Source organism: Streptomyces sp. NPDC039430 (assembly GCF_055639435.1).
Genome location: NZ_JBVKAK010000014.1, coordinates 36716 through 57839, shown reverse-complemented (window position 1 = coordinate 57839; position 21124 = coordinate 36716). Strand labels below are relative to the sequence as shown.

The following is a 21124-nucleotide window of genomic DNA, read 5'->3' as shown; positions in this document are numbered from 1 at the left end:
GGGCGATGGCGCCGCTGGGACGCCGGCGACGGCGCCCTTGGTACGCGAGTGACGGCGCCGTTGATACGCGAGTGGCGGCGCCGCGCTCGGTGAGCGGGAGTGCGTACTCTCCGTGTCCGGTCCGGCCGCTGTCGGCACGTGGCTCGCGGGCTATTCGTATGCCGTTCGTATGGTATTGCCGCGTCGCCCGTGTCGGCACGCCTGAAGTGCCGGGTTCGCTGATCACTCCGGGTTAGCGTGCCCATATGATGAACGAGCCTCCGGAGGCGCGCCCTGGGCGACCCCGTCTGACCCGCCGGGGCCGGGTGGTCCTGCTGCTGACCGTGATCCTGGTCGTGGCCGCCGTGGTGCTGGTTCCCGTGCTCCTGCTGACCGGGGACGACGAGAGCGAGAAGCGGACGACACTGGTCATCCCGGAGGGCCGGCGCGCCGCCGAGGTCTATGTCTCCGTCGACCAGGCGCTCGGCCTGTCCGCCGGTACCACCCGCAAGGCGGCGGCCACCGCGCGGCTGCGGCTGCCCGAGGCCGCCAAGGGCAACCCCGAGGGCTTCCTCTTCCCCGCCACCTATCCGGTCGGCTCCGCGACGACCCCGGCCAATCTGCTGAGCTATATGGTCAACACCGCCAACCAGCGGTTCGGGGCGGGCCATATCAGCGCCGGGGCGCAGCGCGCCGGGGTGTCGACCTATCAGGCCGTCACCATCGCCAGCATCGTGCAGGCGGAGGCGGATTCGGTGGCCGACATGGGGAAGGTCGCCAGGGTCGTGCACAACCGGCTGTCGCTGGGCATGCCGCTCCAGATGGATTCGACGCTGAACTACGCGCTGAACCGTTCGACGCTGGACACCAGCCAAGCGGATACGAAGATCGACAGCCCGTACAACACCTATGAGCGCAAGGGGCTGCCGCCCACGCCGATCGGCAATCCGGGGGAGGAGGCGATGAACGCGGCGCTCAACCCCGCGAGCGGGGACTGGCTGTACTTCGTCACCGTGAAGCCCGGGGACACCCGCTTCACCAACAAATACGCCGAACAGCGGCGCAACGTCGAGGAGTTCAACCAGAACCGCAAGGCCGCGAACGGCTCGAACTGATCGTTCCGCCGCCCCGCCCGGCCCCGAAGCGCTCGTACGGCGCCGGGGCAAGCGCGGTCGGTGCCGGCCCCGGAATTCCGCGGAGTCAGGCCACGGCCGGTTCGCGCTCCAGCAGCCGCTTGATCTCCCCGACCGCCGCCCGGCCGGCCCGGTTGGCGCCGATCGTCGAGGCCGAGGGCCCGTACCCCACGAGATGGACCCGTTCGTCCCGTACGGCGCGCGTCCCCTCGACCCGGATGCCGCCGCCCGGCTCGCGCAGCCCGAGCGGTGCCAGATGGCCGACGGCCGGCCGGAACCCGGTCGCCCAGAGGATCACATCGGCCTCCACCGTCCGGCCGTCGTCCCAGGCCACGCCGCCGGGGGTGATGCGGTCGAACATCGGCAGCCGGTCGAGTACCCCCGTCTCGCGGGCCCGTGTGATCGCCTCGGTGACCGGCAGTCCGGTCACCGACACCACACTCCGCGGCGGCAGACCCCGCCGTACCCGCTCGTCGACGAGCGCGACGGCCGCCCGTCCCTGCTCCTCGCCGAACGGGCCCTCGCGGAAGACGGGCGGCCGGCGCGTCACCCAGGTGGTGTCCGCCGCCGCCTCCGCGATCTCCATCAGATGCTGCGTCCCGGACGCCCCGCCGCCCACCACGACCACCCGCAGCCCGGCGAACCCATCGGGCCCCGGATAGTCCGCGGTGTGCAACTGCCGCCCCCGGAAGGTCTCCTGGCCTGGGTAGCGCGGCCAGAAGGGCCGGTCCCAGGTCCCGGTCGCGCTGATCAGTCCCCGGGCCGACCAGTTCCCCTCGGACGTCTCCACCAGCAGCCGCCCGCCGCCGCCCTCGCGCACCGCCCGTACGTCCACGGGCCGGTGGACGCGCAGGCCGAAGCGCCGCTCGTACGCCGTGAAGTACGCCCCGATGACCTCCGAGGAGGGCCGGCCGTCATCGCTCTCCGCGGTGGTCAGCTCCATGCCGGGGAGCGAGTGCATGCCGTGGACCTTGCCGTACGTCAGCGAGGGCCAGCGGAACTGCCAGGCACCGCCGGGCCGCGGGGCATGGTCCAGTACGACGAAGTCGCGGCCGGGTTCCAGACCCGACCGCCGCAGATGGTAGGCGCCGGACAGACCCGCCTGTCCGGCGCCGACGACCACTACATCGATGTCCCGCACCCCAAAGTCGTTCACGTTTCTACCAACAGCCTCCGGGGCGGGAATCTTCCCTTGCGGCCGGCGGGTCCGGCGGGCCCGCAGGACCGGTCCTGGACTCCTCTCTCACCGGCCCCCGGAGAGCAGCAGCGGAGCGCCGCCGGACGCCGGGCGGCCGTTCGCCCCCGGCACCCCCAGCAGCGGCGAGGCCGGGACCCGCGCGAGGAGCCCGCGCGCGGCCAGCAGAGGCGTCACGCCCTCCCCGAACCAGTACGCCTCCTCCAGATGCGGATAGCCGGACAGGACGAAGTGCTCGATCCCCAGCTCGTGGTACTCCTCGATCCGGTCGGCCACGTCCGCGTGGCTGCCCACCAGCGCGGTGCCCGCACCGCCCCGTACCAGACCCACCCCCGCCCACAGATTGGGCGCGATCTCCAGCCGGTCGCGCGATCCGCCGTGCAGGGCGATCATCCGCTGCTGGCCCACCGACTCGCTCTTGCCCAGCGCCTGCTGGGCCGCCGCGACCGTCTCGGGATCGAGATCGTCCAGCAGCCGGTCCGCCGTGGCCCAGGCGTCCCTGGCGGAGTCCCGGGAGATGGTGTGCATCCGGATACCGAAGCGGACCGTACGGCCCCGTTCCTGCGCGAGACCGCGGATCCAGTCGATCTTCTCCTTGACCTGGGCCGGTGGCTCGCCCCAGGTCAGATAGACATCCGTGTGCTCGGCCGCGACCGGCCCCGCCGCCGCGGACGAACCACCGAAGAAGATCTCCGGCAGCGGGTCGGGCGGCAGCGCCGTCAGCCCGCCCTCCACCTGGTAGTGCTCACCGTCGAAGTCGTACGGCCGGCCGCCCCAGACGCCCCGGATCACCGAGAGGAACTCCGCGGTCCTGGCGTAGCGGCGGTCGTGGTCGAGATGGTCGCCGAAGCGGCGCTGCTCGGTCGAGTCGCCACCGGTCACCACATTGAGCAGCAGCCTGCCCCGGGTGACGCGCTGGTAGGTGGCCGCCATCTGCGCCGCGAGCACCGGTGAGATCAGCCCGGGGCGGAAGGCCACCAGGAACTTCAGCCGCTCGGTCTGCTGCGCGAGTGCCACCGTCGTCAGCCAGGCGTCCTCGCACCAGGTGCCCGTCGGTGTCAGTACCGCCTCGAAGCCCAGATGCTCGGCGGCTTTGGCGATCTGCGCCAGATAGTCGATGTCCGGGGCCCTGACCCCGCTCACCGGTGTGATCCGGGAGCGCTTGATGCCGCCGTCGGTGTAGGCGTGCCGGTCCACGAGTGTACGTCCGTCACCCCCGGTCGGCAGGAACCAGTGGAGATGAATGCTCATCGGGAAGTGGCCTTTCCGTAGCTGCGCGCCGGCGAGGTCGACGGCGGGAGGTCCTTGTTGAAGCGGTCGTCCACGTAGTCGGAGAAGTCGAACGCGTGCGGGATGAGCTTCAGTTCGGTGAAGGTGTCCGCGATCTCCTGCTCGGAGGAGACCGCGGCCTTGTCGAGGGCCACGGGGACGCGCGTGCCGTGGGTCAGTTTCACCGTGTCCAGGGCGACCTCGTACGGCAGGCCGGTGTCCTTCGCCCAGACCTTCGCCCACTCCTCGGGATGGTCGAAGACCCAGTCCTGCGCCCGGCGCAGGCGGTCGATGAAGTCACCGATGGCCGCCGTCTTCTCCTTGTTCCTGAGCGCGGCCGGCGCGGCGACCTGGAAGTTCAGCCCGTTGACGACACCCCGGCCATCGGTGAGCACCCGCCCCTGCCCGCCGCGCAGCACCTGCGAGGTGTACGGGTCCCAGACGGCCCAGGCGTCCACCTTGCCGGTGCTGAACGCGGCCAGGGCGTCGGCCGGCTGCAACAGCGTGACCTTGATGTCATCGAGGGTGAGGCCGGCCTTCCTGAGCGAGGCGATCAACTGGTAGTGGGCGGAGCTGCCCTGGGCGACCGCGACGGACTTGCCCTTCAGGTCGGTGGTCTTCTTCAGCGGCGAGTCCTTCGGTACGAGAATCGCCTCGCCCCCCGAGTCGCCGTGGGACGCCGCCACGACCGTGATCTTCGACTTGGCTCCGGCGGCGAAGACCGGCGGGGTGTTGCCGACGGAACCGAGGTCCACGGCACCGGCGTTGACGGCTTCGAGCATCGGCGGCCCCGAGGTGAACGTGGACCACTTCACCCGGTAGGGGAGATCGTCGAGTTCACCGGCGGCACGGAGGACCGCTTCCGAACCGCCTTTCTGGTCACCGATGGTGAGGATCAGGGAGCCCTTGCCGTCGACGGAGCCACCCGCGCCGCCGGAGTCGTCGGCGGACGAGTTCCCCGAGCAGGCGGTGAGGAGGAGGGCGAGGGGCAGCAGGGCGGCGGGCAGGAAGCGTTTCATCGGAGAGCTTTCTTGAGGCTGAGGGCCGGGGGAGAGAGCGGACTACGCGACGGCGCCGGTGGCGACCGGCTCATCGACCCCCAGCTCGGTCAGGAGCCGGGAACGGAGGGCGGCGAAACCGGGATCGCCGACGGCGCGCGGCCGGTCGAGCGCGACCGGCGTCTCGTACGCGATCACCCCGTCCCGCATCACCAGCGCCCGGTCCGCGAGCAGCAGCGCCTCCTCCACGTCATGGGTGACCAGCAGCACCGCGCAGCCGCGCCGCTGCCACAACTCGGCCACCAGCCGCTGCGCCTTGATCCGGGTCAGCGCGTCGAGCGCGCCGAACGGTTCGTCGAGCAGCAGCAGATCGGGTTCCCGTACGAGGGCCCTGGCCAGCGAGGCGCGCTGGGCCTCGCCGCCCGAGAGGGTCTTGGGCCAGGCCCTCGACCGGTGGCTCAGCCCGACTTCCGCCAACGCGTCCTCGGCGACGGCCCGTTGCGGCTTGCCGTCGAGGCCGAGCAGCACATTGCGCCATACCCGCTTCCAGGGCATCAGCCGCGGCGCCTGGAACGCCACCGCGCGCCGCTTCGGTACGAGTACGGTCCCCTCGATCTCGCGGTCGAGGCCCGCCAGTACCCGCAGCAGGGTCGATTTGCCGCAGCCGCTGCGGCCCAGCAGCGCGGTGAACTCCCCGGGACGGAGGGTCAGATCGAGCCGGTCGATCACCGGGCGCCCGTCGAAGGCCCGGGTCAGCCCCTCGACCCGTACCGCCACCGCGCCGTCGGACACGGCGGCCGTGCCCGGCGGCGGAACCGTGCCCAGCGGGTTCACTTGCCCTGGAATGTCGGTCGCCATTGCAGCAGCAGCCCTTCGAGAGTGCGGACGATGGCATCGGCGATCAGGCCGAGGAATGCGTAGACGACCAGGCAGACGACGATGACGTCCGTACGGAAGAACTCCCTGGCCTGGTTCATCAGGAAGCCGATGCCGGCGTCGGCGTTGATGGACTCGCCGAAGACCAGGGCGAGCCAGGCGGTGGCGAGGGAGTACCGCAGCCCGGTCATCGCGCCGGGCAGCGCGCCCGGCAGGACGACATGCCGTACGAGACCCCAGCGGCCGAGCCCCAACGACTGGCCCGCCTCGATGAGTTGCTCGTCGACGCCGCGAATCCCCGCGTACACGTTGAGATAGAGATGGAAGGCCACCCCGAGCGCGATGAGCGCGATCTTCGGGGCCTCACCGATGCCCAGCCAGATGATGAAGAGCGGGATCAGACCGACCCAGGGCACGGTGCGCAGCATCTGTACGGTCGCGTCGACCAGATCCTCGCCGAGCCGGGAGAGCCCGGAGATCAGCGCGAGGGAGATCCCGATCACCCCGCCGAGCAGCAGTCCCACGGCGACGCGCTGGAGCGAGATCCCCATGGCCGCGGGCAGGGTGCCGTCGCTGATCAGCTCGCCGGCGGCGGTGGCGATGGTGCCGGGGGAGGCGAGGATGTCACGGTGCAGCACACCGGTCGTACTGAGCACCTGCCAGCCGGCCAGCAGGAGCAGCGGCCCGACGGTGCGCCGCAGCCAGCGCGGGGCGCCACGGCGTCGGGAACCGGCCGCGGAGGCGGGGGTCACCGGCTCCAGGGTGAGGGGTTCATTCTTCGAAATGGCGGATATATCCGGCGGGGCATGATCGATCGTCATGGCGGCTCCTCGGACGAGGGAGGGGGAAGGAGCGTGCGGGGAGAAGCGCCTCAGCGCCGGCGCGTGGGGGTGCGGCGGCATACGGTCAGCGGGACACACCGACCGGGGCGACGGGAGAAGCGGGGCACAGCGGAAGGAGGGAGCCCCGGGAGGAGAAAGAGGTCAGCAGCCGCGACGACACGCGGCGGACGCCACCCGCAGCAGGTCGATGTGACCGCGCGTGGTGAGCAGAGCTGAACGCAACATGCCGCAAAAAGTAGCGAGCGTTTCCGGATCCGGTCAATGGCGTCTCGGTACGCGGACGCGCGATCCCGCGGGACGGGCGGGAAGATGGGTGCATGCCCGACGCATTCACCACCAGGACCCTGAACGTCACCACCGGCACCCATGAGGCGGTGACCGATCTGACGCACGCCTGCGAGGAATTCCTCCGGGACAGCGCGGCGGGCCGGGACGGCCTGCTGAACATCTTCGTACCGCACGCGACCGCGGGCGTGGCCGTCATCGAAACCGGCGCCGGCAGCGACGACGACCTGCTCGCCGCACTCCACACCCTGCTGCCGGCCGACGACCGCTGGCGCCACCGCCACGGCTCCCCCGGCCACGGCAGGGACCACGTCCTGCCCGCCCTGGTCCCCCCGCACGCCACGCTGCCGGTGATCGGGGGACGTCTGGAGCTGGGCACCTGGCAGTCGGTGTGTCTGGTCGACACCAACGGGGACAACCCGAACCGTCAGGTCCGGCTGAGCTTCCTCGGCTGATCCCGGCTCCCGTAAGCGTGCCGGGGGGGGGGGGGGGGGGGGGGGGGGGGGGGGGGGGCGGGGGGGGGGGGGGGGGGTGTAGGGGGGGAATCGAGGGGGGAGGGAAAGACACAACCCCCACCCCCACCCCCCCCCCACCCCCCCCCTCCCCCCCCCCCCCCCCCCCACCCCCCCCCCCCCCCTTCCCCCCCCCCCCCCCCCCCGCGGCGCCTGTCGCAGTGCTGTCCGGGGCCTTCGCGGCAGGCCCTACGGGCTGATGAACTCCACCGCGTCCACGTCGAACGAGTTGTCCCGCGGTGAGGTGAAGACCAGATACAGCCGGTGGGTGCCCGCGAGGGCCTCGACCGGGACGGGCGGGGTGGGCCGGTAGGTGTCCCAGCCGCCGGTGCTGGGGACGGGGGTGGTGGCGAGCAGCTCCCCGTCGGGAGCGTCCGCCCGGAGTTCGATCGCGCCGACGCCGTACGGGGACGACAGCGTGTAGCTCACACCGCTGACGCCCTCGACGCTCATCGGATCGAAGGCGATCCAGTCGCCATTGCTGATGTCGCCGATGCGCTTGCCGTTCTCGGCGCCTGCCTGCGAGACCACGCGCGTGCCGGACTGCGCGTCGTAGTACTCAGCCTGCTTGTGCCGCGGCTGGAGGACGGACCGGCCGTAGCCGGTGAGTGCGGAGGTCCCCGTGGCGCCCTTGTCGGTGTACTTGGCGTTGAGTACGTAGGTGAGGTCCGCGCCTTCGGGGTGGCCGCCCAGGTCACCGGTGTCGACGGTGCCCTCGCAGCCCGGGATGTCGGTGGTCGGGTGCTCGTGGTCGTCATGGCCGAGGGCCGGGTTGACGGTGACCTTGGAGCAGTCGACCGGCCCGTCCTCCGGATCGGTGACCGTGACCTTGTACGGAATCTTGTCGCCGAACGTGATGAGTTTGCCGCTGACCGGGAAGTCGATGGTCACCTTCGGCGCGGTGTTGCCCGCGGTGACGGGGATGTTGGCGTAGCCCGACTTGCCGGTGGAGTCGGTGACCTTGAGCTGGGCGGTGAAGTCCCCCGCGGTGGTGTACGTGTGGGTGGGGGACGCCTCGGTGGAGTCGTATGTGCCGTTGCCGTCGAAGTCCCACGCGTAGGTCAGCGCGTCGCCGTCCGGGTCCGTGCTGCCCTCGCTGGAGAAGGCGACATCGAGCGGCAGGGGGCCGTTCGTGACGGAGGCCGACGCCTTGGCGACCGGGATGCGCTGCCCCTGGGCGTAGTCGATGCGGTACAGGCCCGAGTCGTTGTTGCCGCCGCCGAAGGAGCTGCCCCATTCGAGGACGTACAGCGAGCCGTCGGGGCCGAACGTCATGTCCATCGGTTTGTTGAACTTCGCCGAGGACAGGAAGTCGTTGATCTTGAGGAGCTTCGTGTCCCGGTCGAACCGGACCTCCTTGACGTAGTTGCGCGCCCACTCGTAGAAGAACCCGGCTCCGTCGAAGTAGGCGGGGAACTTCGTCGTGGACGGGTTCTCGCTGTCATAGCGGTAGACCGGGCCGCTCATCGGGGCGGAGCCGCCCTCACCCACCTCGGGGAACTCCTCGGACACGCCGTAGCCGTACCAGATCTCCGGCTGTGTCAGGTCGGGCAGATCGGTGAGGCCGGTGTTGTTGGGCGAGGGGTTCGCCGGGTTCGCGCAGTCGAACTTGGCGCCGACTTCCTTGGTGTCCGGGTTGTACGGGGCGTACGCCTGGTTGTTTCCGTGGCAGAACGGCCAGCCGAAGTTGCCCGGCTTCTTGATGACGTTGTACTCGACGAGCCCCTCGGGACCTCTGTCGGTGGCGGGGGCTCCGCGGTCCGGGCCGTAGTCGGACACATGGACGTATCCGGTCTTCTGGTCGACGGTGAAGCGGAACGGGTTGCGGAAGCCCATCGCGTAGATCTCGGGGCGGGTCTTCTTGGTGCCCGGCTTGAAGAGGTTGCCCTTGGGGATGGTGTAGCCGCCGCTCTTGGTGGGCTTGACGCGCAGGATCTTGCCGCGCAGATCGTTGGTGTTGCCGGCGGTACGCGCGGCGTCGAGCATCTCCTTGCCGGGACGCCAGTCGATCGGCGCGTATCCCTGCCAGTTCGGGTCGAGGTTGGGCGGTACGTCGTCGCCGACACCGAGATAGAGCGTGCCGTCCGGGCCGAACTCCACGGCGCCGCCGGTGTGCCCGGGTTCCGGGAAGGTGCGGTCCCGGTAGGCGGGTACGTCAAGGAGTCTCTTCTCGCTGGCCGGATCGAGTGTGCTGCCCTTGATGGTGAAGCGGGAGAGACGGTTGATGTCCTTCGTGGCTCCGGCGGGGGAGTGGTACAGGTAGATCCAGCCGTTTCCGCGGAAGTCCGGGTCGAGTTCCATGCCGATCAGGCCGTCCTCGCCGCCGGTGTAGACGTCGAGCTTGCCCGCCGTGACGGTGGAGTGGGCCGCGGGGTCGAAGATCTTGACCTCGCCGCTGCGCTGGACGTAGAAGACGCGGCCGTCCTTGGCGACGTCGAGCTCCATCGGATCGGCGGTGTTGTCGTCGAGGGTGACCTTCTCGTAGCCGCTCCAGACGGTGCCGCCGCAGTCGCCCGCCTCGACGCCCGCGGCCCACTTCAGTCCGCCGACGACATGGTCACGGAAGAACGCTTCGCTGTACGCCGGGGTGTCGTGGCCCATCGCGGTGGCCCAGACCTTGCCGCCCTGGGTGGAGCGGCACCAGGAGATGGGGTGGTCGGCGCCCATCGCGGAGCCGCCCGGGTTGTATGTCGTCTCGTCCGCGGTGACCAGGACGTGCACGTCGCCACGGGGATTGCGGTCGAAGTTGTACCACTCCTCCGGGCGTTCCCAGCGCTCGGGCAGGCCCTTGGTGGACGGGTGGACGCGGTCGGCGACCTTCGCCGTTCCCTGGAGCACACCGGGGGAGTGGGCCGGCATATGGACGCCGCCGTTGATGGTCTCGTCCCACCACGGGAACTGCTCCTCGACGCCCATGTCGAGGGTGTTGTGGAGGGCGACGACGCCCTTGCCGCTCCGTACGTACGTCTCCATCGCGTCGCGCTGTGCCTCGGTGTCCCACACCATGCCGGAGTTCTGCAGCATGACGATGGCGTCGAAGTCCTTCAGCTTCTCGTCGTCGAACACGGCCGGGTCCGCGGTCTGGACGATCTCGAAGTTGTTCTCGGCCGCCTCCTCCTCGAACATCTTGATGCCCGCGGGGATGGAACCGTGGACGTACCCCACGGCGCGGGTGAAGAGCAGGGCACGGAAGGCGGGTTCTTCACTGGTGGCGGCGGTGGCGGCGGCGGGGATCGCGGCGAACCCGAGCAGTAACGCGCTTGCCCAGGCGACGACCGCCCTTCTTGTTCCGCGAGCATGACGGCTCATAACCGGTCCTCTCTGAGGGAGTTCGGTGTGCGGGTGCGGTACCGATCAGGGGGTTGCGGTGCCGATGAGGAGGGCGCGGTACCGGTCAGGGGGTGCCGAGAGCCCGGCGGAGGAAGGCGATCCCGTCGGTGGCGATCCCGTCCTGTGTGGGGGCGAGCGGGCGCCACACGGACGCGGCGACCGCGATCGCGTTGTTGTGCGCGGTGAACGACTCGATGCACAGCGCGCCCCGGTAGCCGTGCCGGTCCAGCGCGGTGAGGAACCCGGCCCAGTCGAGATGGTCGGCACCGGGAGTGCCGCGGTCGTTGGCACACACCTGGACGTGGACGATACGGGAGCCGGCCTCCTGGACGGCGCCGGGCAGTGTGCGCTCCTCGATGTTCTGGTGGTACGTGTCGAGGGCGACGCCGATGACCGAGGGGTCGAGGCCCTCCAGCGCCGTGAGGGTCTGGCCGACGGTGTTGAGCAGACCGGTCTCGTACCGGTTGAGCGGTTCGACCCCGATCCGTACCCCCGCGGCGCGCGCGTGGTCGGCCACCGGCGCGATGTTCTCCCTGAACTCCTCGTAGGCGGTGGCCCGTTCGGCGCCGGTCATACGCCAGGTGCGCCCGACGGCGGTGTACACCGGGCCCGCCACGACGGGGGCGGCCACCGCGTGGGCCGCGTCGACACACCGCAGCAGATAGTCCTGGGTGGCCCGTACGGTGCCCGGCTCCGTCCGTACGAGATTCCGGTCGGGCGGCATGACCGCGATCACGGCCGCCGGGGCGAGCCCGGTCGTGTCCAGCAGCTTGGCGGTGGCAGCCGGTTCCCAGTCCCCGGCCTGTTCCAGTGGTAGTTCGACACAGTCGAAACCCCAGCCGGCCAGCCGCGGGAGCACCTCGGCCAGGGCGCCGGTCCCGACCGGGGAGTGCCAGATCCACGGGTTGGCGCCGAGCGGGAACCGCGTCATCCCTTGCCTCCCCAGGCCTCGGGGTACCCGGGCAGATCGGCGCAGCCGCACATCGCGTAGTGCAGCGGTGGCATGCCCGGCTTGAGGTACTCGTCGAGGGTGTCCTGCGTGATGGAGGGCTGCGGGAGCTTCCACTCCTTGGGGACCTGCTGCCCCTGGAGGATCCGCAGAGCGGCGATGACCGGGGTACGCCACTGGAAGGTGGGGTACGTCGGCGCGAACGCGGTGAGCTTTTTGTCCTTCCACGCCTGGAGGAAGTCCTGCTGGTCCTCGCCCGTGATCGGCGGTACGTCCTGGCCCGCGTCCTCGAACGCCTCCACCGCGGCCACGGCCGTCGCGCCGGAGTCCATCCACACGCCGTCGATGGAGCCGTGCCGGGTCAGCGCGTCGGTGACGACCGATTTGGTCTTGGCCGGGTCGCCATCGGTGAACTTGACGTCCACGACGTCGAGTTCGCTCTTGTCGAAGGCGACCTTCGCGGCCGACCAGCGGGTCTCCAGCGCGTCCACACCGGGTGAGATGCGCAGGGCGAGGATCTTGCCTCCCGGCTTGACCTTCCCGACGAGGAAGTCGGCGGCGACCGCCCCGTACCCGTAGCCGCCGACCGGACTGATGAAGGTGACCGCGCAGTCCGTCTCCACACCGCGGTCGAAGACGATGACCGGCACCTTGGCGCAGGCCTGCTCGACGGCGGGGGTGAGCGTGGCGGTGGTGTTCGGCGAGACGATCAGCGCGTCGCAGCCCCTGCCGGTGAGCTCCTGGATGTCGGAGATCTGTTTGTCGTCCTTGCCCTGGGCGTCGAGCACGGTGAACTCGTCGATCTCCTTGTGCAGTTCGACCTCCGCCGACATGTTCTTCAGGCCGACCTGGCGCCAGGGGTTGAAGACACCGGCGTTGGAGAAGCAGAGATGGACACCGCCCGCCTCTTTCTTCTCGTACCGCGTGGTGTCGATGAGTTCGGGGCCGAGCATCTGTTCCCACGGTTTGCCCTCGGGGCCCTGCGGCCGCTCTTTCGCGAGGGCCAGCTGACGCTCGTAATCGGCCTGTTCGAAGAACTCCGACTGCTCGCCACTGCCGGAGGCGTCCGCCGTGGCGGAGGCACTGCCGGGGGCGCCGGGCGAGTCCGGTGGCGTGTCGCTCGTACAGGACGCGAGGAGACCCACCACGAGCAGGGCGGCGGCGGAGCTGAGGGCGCGGCCGCGGAGCGGACTTCTGCGCGGGGGGCGGATCGCTGTCATGAGGGTTGTCCTCCCGAGGGTTTCGTACGGCGGCGGCGCGGCCGGGACCAGTCGGCGGCTCCCAGGCCGACGGCGGCGATGACGATGCATCCTTGGACGGTGGACTCCAGTGCCCCGGAGACGCCCTGGAGGTTGAGCAGGGTGAACAGCGCCTGCAGTGAGAAGGCGCCGGCCATGGCGGCGACGACGGAGCCCCGTCCGCCGCCGAGGACCACACCGCCGAGCACCACGGCGGTGATGGCCTCGAACTCGTAGCCCCTGCCGGCCTGGGCGGAGACGCCCGAGAAGCCGCCGACAAGGACGGCGGCGATCGCCGCGGCGACCCCGGAGAGGACGAAGGCGATGATCCGGGCCCGGGGGACCCGCACCCCGGCGAGGGCCGCCGCGCGTTCACTGTCGCCGGTGGCGACGAGCGTACGGCCGAAGTCCGAGCGCATCAGCAGGACGGCGGCGGTGCCCACGACGAGGCAGACGATCACCGCCCAGGGCAGCCAGCCGAACGCGGCGCCGCGGCCGAGCCGGCGGAAGGCGTCCGGCAGGGCGCCGTGCGGGGAGCCGCCGGTCCAGAAGAACACCGCGCCTTCGAGGATCAGCATCATGCCGAGCGTGGTGATGAACGACGGCACCCGCAGGGCCGTGGTGACCAGCCCGCTGACGAGTCCGGCGACCCCGCCCGCGACGAGCAGCAGGGCGGTCACGAGCGGCCAGGGGGCGCCGGGGAACGAGCCGTACACCTCGGCCGCGACCACCACCCCCGCGGTCACGATCGCCCCCACGGAGAGGTCGAACTCACCGCAGACGATGACCAGATACTGGCCGGCGGCGAGGATCACGAGAGGCGCGGCGCGTTTGACGAAGGAGAGGAAGCGGTCGGGCTCGTAGAACCCCGGATCGGTGAGGGCCAGCGCGGCGAGCAGGACGGCGAGCAGCACGAAGACGGGGGTGCCGGTGCCCAGTGCCCGTACGGCGCGCTTGCCGTGGCGGGTGACGGTTGCCGTGGTCATGCGGTCGGCCTTCCCTTCGCGGCACGGCGGGGTCTGGCGTAGACGGCGACGGCCGCGATGATGACGACGCCGCGGACCACGTTCTTGAAGAACGGATCGACCGCCAGCTGGTTGAAGACACTGTCGAGAACCGCGAGGACGAGGACACCGCCGAGGGTTCCCGCCACCCCGCCGCGACCGCCGGCCAGCGCGGTGCCGCCGAGGACCACCGCGGCGATCGACTCCAGGTCGTAGCGGGCCTCCGTACCCGCCCAGGGCGCTCCCGCGCCGAGACGCGCCGCGAGGAACAGCGCGGCCGCGCCGACGCACAGGGAGCAGATGACGTGCGCGACGACGACGGTACGGCGGGTCCGGACGCCCGAGAGCCTGGCGGCGTGCTCGTCGCCCCCGGTCGCGTACAGGTGATGGCCCAGGCGGGTACGGCGGGTGAGGAACCACACCGCCCCGGCCACCGCGGCGAGAAGGAACACCGAGACGGGGACGGGGCCGACGCGGTCGTAGCCGAGGTGCTGGAAGGAGGCCGGTACCTTGCCGGCGGGGCCGGTGTAGTTGTCCTCGATCCAGCCGCGCAGGATGAACGCCGTGCCGAGTGTCGCGATGAACGCGTTGACCTTGAGGCCGGTGACGACGAGTCCGTTGGCGAGCCCGACCGCGGCGGACAGCGCGAGGACGGCGATCACGGCCGTCACCACACCTCCGCTCGCCATGGTCTCGGCCGCGACGAGCGTGCCGAGGCTGATGAGATAGGCGACCGACAGGTCCAGGGAGCCGGTGAGGATGACCACGGACTGGCCGACGGCGACGAGGCCGAGCGCGACGCTGTTCTGCAGGATGGCGACCACGTTGGTGGTGGTGAGGAAGTCCCCGCCGCGGGCGGCGACGACGATCCAGCCGAGGAGGGTGACGGCCAGCGCCGCGAGCCAGACACCGACGACGGGATCGCCGAGCCGGACCCCGCGGAGGCGGACGCCGGTCCGGGGAGGCGCGAGCGGTCCGCGTTCCGTCGTGGTCACGCGGCCTCCTCCCGTCCGCCCCGGCGCCCGCTGGTGGCGAGCCGCATGATGCTCTCCTCCTCGGCGCCGGCGGGCAGTTCGCCCACGAGCCGGCCCTCGGACATCACGAGGATCCGGTCGCTCATACCGATCAGCTCGGGGAGTTCCGAGGAGATGATCAGTACGGCGAGTCCTTCACGGGCGAGTTCGCGTACCAGCGTGTGGATGGCGGCCTTCGCGCCCACATCGACACCGCGGGTCGGCTCGTCGAACAGGAGCACCCGCGGCCGGGCCGCGAGCCACTTGGCGATGACGACCTTCTGCTGGTTGCCGCCCGAGAGATACAGCGCCCGCTGGTCCTCACCACGCGCCTGGAGGCGTACGCGCTCCAGGAGCCCCGTGATCTCCCTCCCCGTCGGCGGCCCGCCGCGCGGGGAGACGGCCCGGGTGACGAGCAGCGCGTTGTCCCGTACCGACTGGTGCAGCGCGAGCCCCTCCGCCTTGCGGTCCTCGGTGACCAGGGCGATGCCGGCGCGGATGGCCTGGCGCGGACGGCGGGGGCGCAGCGGTCTGCCGCCGACGGTCATGTCGCCCGTGGTGAAGGGGGCCGCGCCGAACAGGGCACGCGCCAGCGACGTACGTCCCGACCCCTGGAGGCCGGCGACACCGACGACCTCTCCCGCACGAAGTGTCAGGTCCATGTCATGAATACGGGCGTTCCCGCCGCCCGTGACCGTGAGCCGCTCCGCCCCGATCTCCGCCGGGCGGGCACGCGGCGGGTAGTAGTCGGTCAGCTCCCGCCCGACCATGGCCCGGACCACCTCGTCGGTGGTGGTCTCCGCGGTGCGCAGGGTGGTGACACGGCGGCCGTCCTTCAGGACGGTGATGCGCCGCGAGAGGGCGAACACCTCCGGCAGGCGGTGCGAGATATAGAGAATGCCCAGGCCACGCGCGGCGAGCCGGCGCACGAGCGCCGCGAGAAGCTCGCTCTCATGGTCGGCGAGCGGCGCGGTGGGTTCGTCCATGACGAGGACCCGGACATCGGAGGCGAGGGCCTTGGCGATCTCGACGGTCTGCTGGCGCGCCACCGACAGCTCATGCACGAGAGTGCGCGGGGTGATGCCGGTCTCGTCGATCCCGGCGAGGAGCTCACCGGTACGGCGCTCCATGGCCCCGCGGTCCACGAGTCCGCGGCGGACCGGTTCCCGGCCCAGGAAGACGTTCTCGGCGACCGTGCGGTGGGGAAGGAGCGCGAACTCCTGGTGGATGATGCCGACTCCGGCGGCCTGCGCCTGCGCCGGGTGGGTGAAGGTGTGCGCCGTGCCGTCGATCGTGATGGTCCCGGTATCGGGGGTGTGCTCGCCGGCGAGGATCTTCATCAGGGTGGACTTGCCGGCACCGTTCTCGCCCACCAGAGCATGGACTTCACCCCGTTCGAGGCCGAGCTCCACGTCATGGAGCACACGCACCCCCAGGAAGCTCTTGGACACGCCCTGCATCGTCAGCATCAGCCGGCTCCTCGGTCAGCGGTCTGTTGTGCAGAGTCGTGACTCACCTTTGACCTGTCAAGGGTCCAAGAACCCCTGAATTTCAGCGAGTTGACAGGAACTTGTGCCGACCGCCGAACATAGAACGCCTTGTGAGCAGCGGAAGTCGTCCCTAGGGTGACTCTCATGCCTGTGCCGTCGGATCACAGCGGTTCCGCCACCCACTCGCCGGGCGAGGTGCTGGCGCTGATCAGTTCCGGAGCGGTGGCGACCCGCGCGGACATCGCGCGGATCACCGGACTGGCCCGCTCCACGGTCTCGCAGCGGGTGGACGCGCTGATCGCGCACGGCCTGGTCGACGAGTCGGTTCCCGCCCCCGGGGACTCGACCGGAGGCCGCCCGCCGCGCCGGCTCCAACTGCGCACCGCCGGGCAGCTGGTGGCCGGTGTGGACCTCGGCGCCTCGCACTGCGCCGTGGCTCTGACGGACATCGGCGGAGCGATGCTGGCCGCGCACCAGGAGCCGCTCTCGATCGCGGACGGACCTGAATCGGTCCTGCGCAGGGTGGAACGGGCGCTGCAGGCGCTGCTGAAGGAGACGGGACAGGACCCGCGGACGCTGCGCGCGATCGGGGTCGGGGTGCCGGGACCTGTCGAGTTCTCGACCGGCCGCCCCATCGATCCGCCGATCATGCCGGGCTGGCACCAGTACCCGATCCCGGAGTTCTTCGCCTCGCGCTTCGGGGTGCGGGCGCTGGTCGACAACGATGTGAACGTGATGGCGCTGGCCGAGCAGCGCCGTGCGTTTCCCGACACCCGCTATCTCCTCTACATCAAGGTCGGTACGGGCATCGGCTGCGGCATCGTGGCCGACGGCCGGCTCCACCGCGGCGCCCAGGGCAGCGCCGGCGACATCGGACACATCCGGGTCGGGGACCAGGGGGACTCGTGCCGGTGCGGGAACACCGGGTGTCTGGAGGCGGTGGCGGGCGGGGCGGCGCTCGCGGCGAAACTGGCCGGTCTGGGGCTGGACGCGGGGTCGGGCAGCGATGTGGTGCGGCTGGTGGCCTCCGGCAACCGGGACGCCGTACGCATGGTGCGCGAGGCGGGCCGGGCGGTCGGCGAGGTCCTGGCGGGCCTGGTCAACTTCTTCAATCCGGACACGGTCGTGCTCGGCGGCGCCCTGGCCGCCGTACACGACCAACTCCTCGCCGGGGTACGGGAGGCGGTGTACCGGCGCTCGCATCCGCTGGCCACGCGTGTGCTGCGGATCGAGCCGAGCCGTACGGGCGAGAACGCCGCGGTGATCGGGGCGGGGATCCTCGCCACCGAGCACGCCATGTCGCCGTCCCAGGTGGACCGCAGGCTGGCGCGGGCGATGGCCTGATCCCCGCCGATCCTCAGCGCTTCCAGCCGCTTCCAGCCGGTTCTCCGGTTCACGCCGGCTGCTTCAGGCGGGCCGGACCCGGCGCTTCCCCCGGCCGGGAGGAGGGAAGGGGGGAGAGAAGGGGGGTCCGTGTAGTGGGAGGGGGGGGCTCAANNNNTACGTACCCCCCCCCCCCCCCCCCCCCCCCCCCCCCCCCCCCCCCCCCCCCCCCCCTTCTCCCCCCCCCCCCCCCCCCCCCCCCCCCCCCCCCCCCCCTCCCCCCCCCCCCCCCCGCGGTCCTGACGGCGTACGGCGTGGAGTACCGCCGCGCGGCGGTCAGCCCAGGGGCTCGATCCACAGGTTCCTGAAGCGGACCTTGTTGCCGTGGTCCTGGAGCCGGATCGCGCCCGCCGCGGCCGATTCCGCGTCACCGCTGCCCGTCGGGCCGTCCACGGCCACGTTGTCGTGGACCTTCGTGCCGTTCCACACCACCGTGATCCTGGCGTCCTCGGTCTTCTTCCCCCCGGCGTCGAAACGGGCCGCGCGGAAGTCGATGTCGTACGTCTGCCATGTCTCGGGCGCCGTGCCGGCGTTCGCGCTCGCCGCCACCTTGTTGTAGATCGCGCCGGCCTCGTTCGTGGCGAGTTTCTCCACTCCGAACGAGTCCAGGATCTGGATCTCGTACCGCTCCTGGAGGTAGATCCCGCTGTTGCCGCGATCCTGCCCGGTGACGTCCGGCGGCAGCTTCGGCACCCGGAACTCGGCGTGCAGTCTGAAGTCGCCGAAGGACTGCTTCGTACGGATGTCGCCACAGCACACTTCGACCGAGCTCTCGGGGGTGCGCGGCCATTCGACGGCGCGGCCGTCGGTGTGCTGCCAGGCGCTGGAGACACTCCCGCCGGAGAACAGGTCGATACGGCTGCCGGGTCTGCGCACCTCGATCATGTCGAGGTTGACATGGCCGGTGTCCTCGGCGCGGTAGGTGTAGGTCAGGGTGTTGCGGCCCTTGCGCAGGTCGAACCGCTCGGTCCGGCTGGACCAGCGGTTCCAGGCGCCGGTGGAGGGGAGGCTGATCTGCCGTGCCTGCCCGCCGTTGACGCTCGCGCCGATCGTCTTGGTGCCCTCGAAGGGGTTGGGGCCGTTGGCGTAGCGCAGGCTCACGTCGTACGCGCCCTTCGCGGGGACCTCGACCTCGATGGTGGCGGTGGCGCCCTGCGTGCCGAAGCCGTCGACGAAGCCGCCGCCCGTGTAACCGGCGTGCTCGGTGTCGATGTCGGCGCCGCCGGACAGGCGCCCGGACTCGGCGTCGTACGACGTGACGGGCGCCTCGGGGCCGGGCAGCGCGTTCAGGGTGTACCAGGCCTCGGTGGACCACAGCTGCTCGCCGTCGGCCGAGGCGAACGGGCGCGGTGAGCGTACGTGCACCACCCGGTCGGTCTTCAGCCCCGGGATGGTGAGCCGGACGGTGCGGCGGTCGTCGGAGAGCCGGGCCGACGCGACGGGCAGCGTCTCCTCGTCCACCTTGGGGCCGCCGTACGCCGGTGTGGGTACGTAGCGCCACTGCTCCACGGAGTAGGCGCCGGTCGTCAGCTTGGCGGCGGTCTCCTCCGACAGCGGCTTCGTGTAGGTGAGTTCGAAGCCGTCGCGGGTGGCGCGCATGGTCTTGATGTCGAAGGCGTTGGTGCCGTTCGGGGTCAGCTTCTGGAGGCCGAAACGGAGTTTTCCTTCCTGGCCCCAGTTCCCGTCGGCGCCCAGGCCGCCCGCGTAGATCGCGCCGTCCGGTCCCGTGCTGATCCGGGTGATGCCCGCCTCCAGGCCTTGCGTATGGCGGAACACCGCGCCCTGGTACTCGCCGTCCACCTTCTCCAGATCGGCGCGCTGCAGGCCCCCGTAGGTGACGTCACCGAAGAGCAGCTGACCGGCGAAGGTCCCCTCCTTGACCAGCATCGGTGTGCTGGGGGAGTTCGCTATCTCGTTCTGCGGCAGCCAGAGCACCGGCTTGGTGACCGCGCGGTCGTCGAACGGGCCGTCGGGGTTGGTGTAGTGGTTGAAGAACCGGCCCTGCTTCACCTGGACGAGCTTCGAGGCGGGCAGCCAGCCGCCCTGGTTGTCGGTGACGAAGAGATCTCCCGCCGGGCCCCACCCGATCCCGTTCGGCGTCCGGAGACCGCCCGCCAGGTAAGTGACCTTCCCTGTCGCCTTGTTGACCTTGATGGTGGTGCCGCGGTTCGCGGCGGGCTGCGGATCGGTCGTCGCACCGCCGTAGTTGATGGCGACCGAGAGATTCAGATAGAAGTCCCCGTCCTTGTAGAGCAGTCCGAAGGCGAATTCATGGAAGTTGCCTCCGTACGGCCAGGACGCGATCTTGCGGGTCGAGTCGGTGACGTCGTCGCCGTTGGTGTCGGACAACTCGGTCAGCTGGTGTTTCTCCGACACATACAGCTTGCCGTCGACGTACTTGATGCCCATCGGCTCTTTCAGGCCACCGGCGATCTTCTTGTACGTGACCTTCTCCGGTCCGGTGTCACCCGTGACATGGTCGAGGATGTACGCCTCTCCCACGGTGTTGTCGCTGCCGCCCCACGTGGTCACGGCGAGCCGGCCGTCCGGCAGCCAGTCCATGGCGGAGACCTGTGGCTCGAAGCCCTCGGGGCGCAGGTCGGTGAGGGAGTACCCGGGGTGGACGGACGTCAGCGGCAGGCCGTCGCCGGGGGTGTCGTAGCTGCCCTCGCACTCCTTGCGGCCGGGCGCGGTGACGCGGACCACCCCGGCGTCCGTGCTGAGCACGGAGTTCGGGACGAGCGTGAAGTCGGTGGCGCCAGGGGGCTTCCACTGGAGGGTCACCCGCTGGTCGCCGCCGCGGTCGAAGTGGTCGACACGGAGCGCGTGATAGCCGGAGGTGAGGGCGATCTCGCCGTCCTTGGGCTCGGCGCCGTGCAGTCCGTCGTGGTCGATGACCCGCTGGTCGCCGATGAGGAGACGGGAACCGTCGTCGCTGATCAGACGGAAGGTGTAGGTCCCGTCGGCGGGCACGTCGATGTTGCCGATGATCTGCGACATGAAGTTGTCCGTGAAGCCGAAGCCCTCGGTGGAGGACCAGTCGACCGTGGGAATCAGCTTGTCGACGTTGGGGGTCTGGGCGGGCTTCAGATCGCAGAGTTCGCTGAGCGGGGTCTGGACGTCGAAGACACGGAGGGTGACGCCGGGCTCCTGGGGCGGCAGCTCCGCGGGGGCTCTCGCCTCCGCGCCGACCGCGGGCGCCACGAGACCTCCGGTGATGAGGGCGGCGAGGAGAAACCCGGTGAGGGTGCGTGATCTGCGTCGGCCGGGGCGCGGGCTCTGGTACTCGTGTGGCTGCACTCGTCCTCCTGCTGGGGGGTGCGCGTGGGCGGGGGGCCGGGGCGGCCCCGCGTCCGCGGAGTGGAGTTCGTACACGTACCGGGGATGCGACGGCGGAGTTACGCCGTGTTTCACGCGGACTTCCGCGCGAGAACGACGCCCAGGGTAGGGACCATGCCTCACACCGTCCATACTTTGTCCTCAACAAGGAAGAACTGGCTGATAGTTGAGGCAGGAGCGCGTCCCTGCCGGTGCACGGCGTCGGGGGGGGGGGGGGGGGGGGGGGGGGGGGGGGGGGGGGGGGGGGGGGGGGGGGGGGGGGGGGGGGAGGGGAGGAGGGGGGGGGTAG

General features: G+C 70.8%; 16 protein-coding genes. 3 read left to right on the top strand and 13 right to left on the bottom strand.

Translation table 11 applies throughout. From position 1 onward, the window contains the following. Positions 1–245 precede the first annotated feature (245 nt). Positions 246–1094, top strand: a complete 849-nt coding sequence (gene mltG / locus ACZ7LS_RS28580) for an endolytic transglycosylase MltG (RefSeq protein ID WP_382526041.1) — start codon at positions 246–248, stop codon at positions 1092–1094. Between the two features lie 85 nt (positions 1095–1179). Here mltG and ACZ7LS_RS28575 read toward each other — a convergent pair whose 3' ends face one another. The 6 genes from ACZ7LS_RS28575 to ACZ7LS_RS28550 all read right to left on the bottom strand — a co-directional run bounded on the left by ACZ7LS_RS28575 (position 1180) and on the right by ACZ7LS_RS28550 (position 6517). Then, positions 1180–2268, bottom strand: coding sequence for an NAD(P)-binding domain-containing protein (locus tag ACZ7LS_RS28575; RefSeq protein WP_385133929.1), 1089 nt, complete (start codon positions 2266–2268; stop codon positions 1180–1182). 87 nt (positions 2269–2355) lie between these two features. Then, a complete protein-coding gene (locus tag ACZ7LS_RS28570) occupies positions 2356–3558 on the bottom strand; it encodes an LLM class flavin-dependent oxidoreductase (RefSeq protein WP_382526037.1) in 1203 nt (400 codons plus the stop codon). Further along, a complete protein-coding gene (locus tag ACZ7LS_RS28565) occupies positions 3555–4595 on the bottom strand; it encodes an ABC transporter substrate-binding protein (protein ID WP_385133926.1) in 1041 nt (346 codons plus the stop codon). The genes ACZ7LS_RS28570 and ACZ7LS_RS28565 overlap by 4 nt, the downstream gene beginning before the upstream one ends. A gap of 42 nt (positions 4596–4637) precedes the next feature. Then, positions 4638–5432: an ABC transporter ATP-binding protein gene (locus tag ACZ7LS_RS28560; protein ID WP_382526033.1), complete on the bottom strand. Its 795-nt coding sequence runs from the start codon at positions 5430–5432 to the stop codon at positions 4638–4640. Continuing rightward, a complete protein-coding gene (locus ACZ7LS_RS28555; RefSeq protein ID WP_385133923.1) occupies positions 5405–6271 on the bottom strand; it encodes an ABC transporter permease in 867 nt (288 codons plus the stop codon). Before ACZ7LS_RS28555 ends, ACZ7LS_RS28560 begins: the two co-directional genes overlap by 28 nt. Before the next feature lie 162 nt (positions 6272–6433). Further along, positions 6434–6517, bottom strand: a complete 84-nt coding sequence (locus ACZ7LS_RS28550) for a putative leader peptide (RefSeq protein ID WP_349817350.1) — start codon at positions 6515–6517, stop codon at positions 6434–6436. A gap of 92 nt (positions 6518–6609) precedes the next feature. Here ACZ7LS_RS28550 and ACZ7LS_RS28545 point away from each other — a divergent pair, with 92 nt between their 5' ends. Continuing rightward, on the top strand, positions 6610–7032 hold the full coding sequence (locus tag ACZ7LS_RS28545; protein WP_382526030.1) for a secondary thiamine-phosphate synthase enzyme YjbQ: 423 nt from the start codon (positions 6610–6612) through the stop codon (positions 7030–7032). Positions 7033–7278: 246 nt separating this feature from the next. Here ACZ7LS_RS28545 and ACZ7LS_RS28540 read toward each other — a convergent pair whose 3' ends face one another. The 6 genes from ACZ7LS_RS28540 to ACZ7LS_RS28515 all read right to left on the bottom strand — a co-directional run bounded on the left by ACZ7LS_RS28540 (position 7279) and on the right by ACZ7LS_RS28515 (position 16092). Then, positions 7279–10398 carry a ThuA domain-containing protein gene (locus tag ACZ7LS_RS28540; RefSeq protein WP_385137385.1) on the bottom strand — a complete coding sequence of 1040 codons (3120 nt, stop codon included), beginning with the start codon at positions 10396–10398 and terminating at the stop codon, positions 7279–7281. 85 nt (positions 10399–10483) lie between these two features. Continuing rightward, the gene (locus tag ACZ7LS_RS28535; RefSeq protein ID WP_382676287.1) at positions 10484–11350 is read right to left on the bottom strand and encodes a sugar phosphate isomerase/epimerase family protein; all 867 of its coding nucleotides are present in this window, start codon (positions 11348–11350) and stop codon (positions 10484–10486) included. Continuing rightward, positions 11347–12588: an ABC transporter substrate-binding protein gene (locus ACZ7LS_RS28530; protein ID WP_382676289.1), complete on the bottom strand. Its 1242-nt coding sequence runs from the start codon at positions 12586–12588 to the stop codon at positions 11347–11349. Before ACZ7LS_RS28530 ends, ACZ7LS_RS28535 begins: the two co-directional genes overlap by 4 nt. Continuing rightward, complete coding sequence (locus tag ACZ7LS_RS28525) at positions 12585–13592, bottom strand: ABC transporter permease (RefSeq protein ID WP_385137386.1); 1008 nt, start codon at positions 13590–13592, stop codon at positions 12585–12587. The genes ACZ7LS_RS28530 and ACZ7LS_RS28525 overlap by 4 nt, the downstream gene beginning before the upstream one ends. Beyond that, the gene (locus ACZ7LS_RS28520; protein ID WP_382530941.1) at positions 13589–14605 is read right to left on the bottom strand and encodes an ABC transporter permease; all 1017 of its coding nucleotides are present in this window, start codon (positions 14603–14605) and stop codon (positions 13589–13591) included. The genes ACZ7LS_RS28525 and ACZ7LS_RS28520 overlap by 4 nt, the downstream gene beginning before the upstream one ends. After that, positions 14602–16092, bottom strand: a complete 1491-nt coding sequence (locus ACZ7LS_RS28515; protein ID WP_385137388.1) for a sugar ABC transporter ATP-binding protein — start codon at positions 16090–16092, stop codon at positions 14602–14604. Before ACZ7LS_RS28515 ends, ACZ7LS_RS28520 begins: the two co-directional genes overlap by 4 nt. A 165-nt stretch (positions 16093–16257) precedes the next feature. Between ACZ7LS_RS28515 and ACZ7LS_RS28510 the strand changes: the two genes are divergently transcribed. Beyond that, positions 16258–17457 carry an ROK family transcriptional regulator gene (locus tag ACZ7LS_RS28510; protein ID WP_382530945.1) on the top strand — a complete coding sequence of 400 codons (1200 nt, stop codon included), beginning with the start codon at positions 16258–16260 and terminating at the stop codon, positions 17455–17457. Positions 17458–17772: 315 nt separating this feature from the next. Here ACZ7LS_RS28510 and ACZ7LS_RS28505 read toward each other — a convergent pair whose 3' ends face one another. Next, on the bottom strand, positions 17773–20796 hold the full coding sequence (locus tag ACZ7LS_RS28505; RefSeq protein WP_385137456.1) for a 3-keto-alpha-glucoside-1,2-lyase-like domain-containing protein: 3024 nt from the start codon (positions 20794–20796) through the stop codon (positions 17773–17775). Positions 20797–21124: the final 328 nt, after the last annotated feature.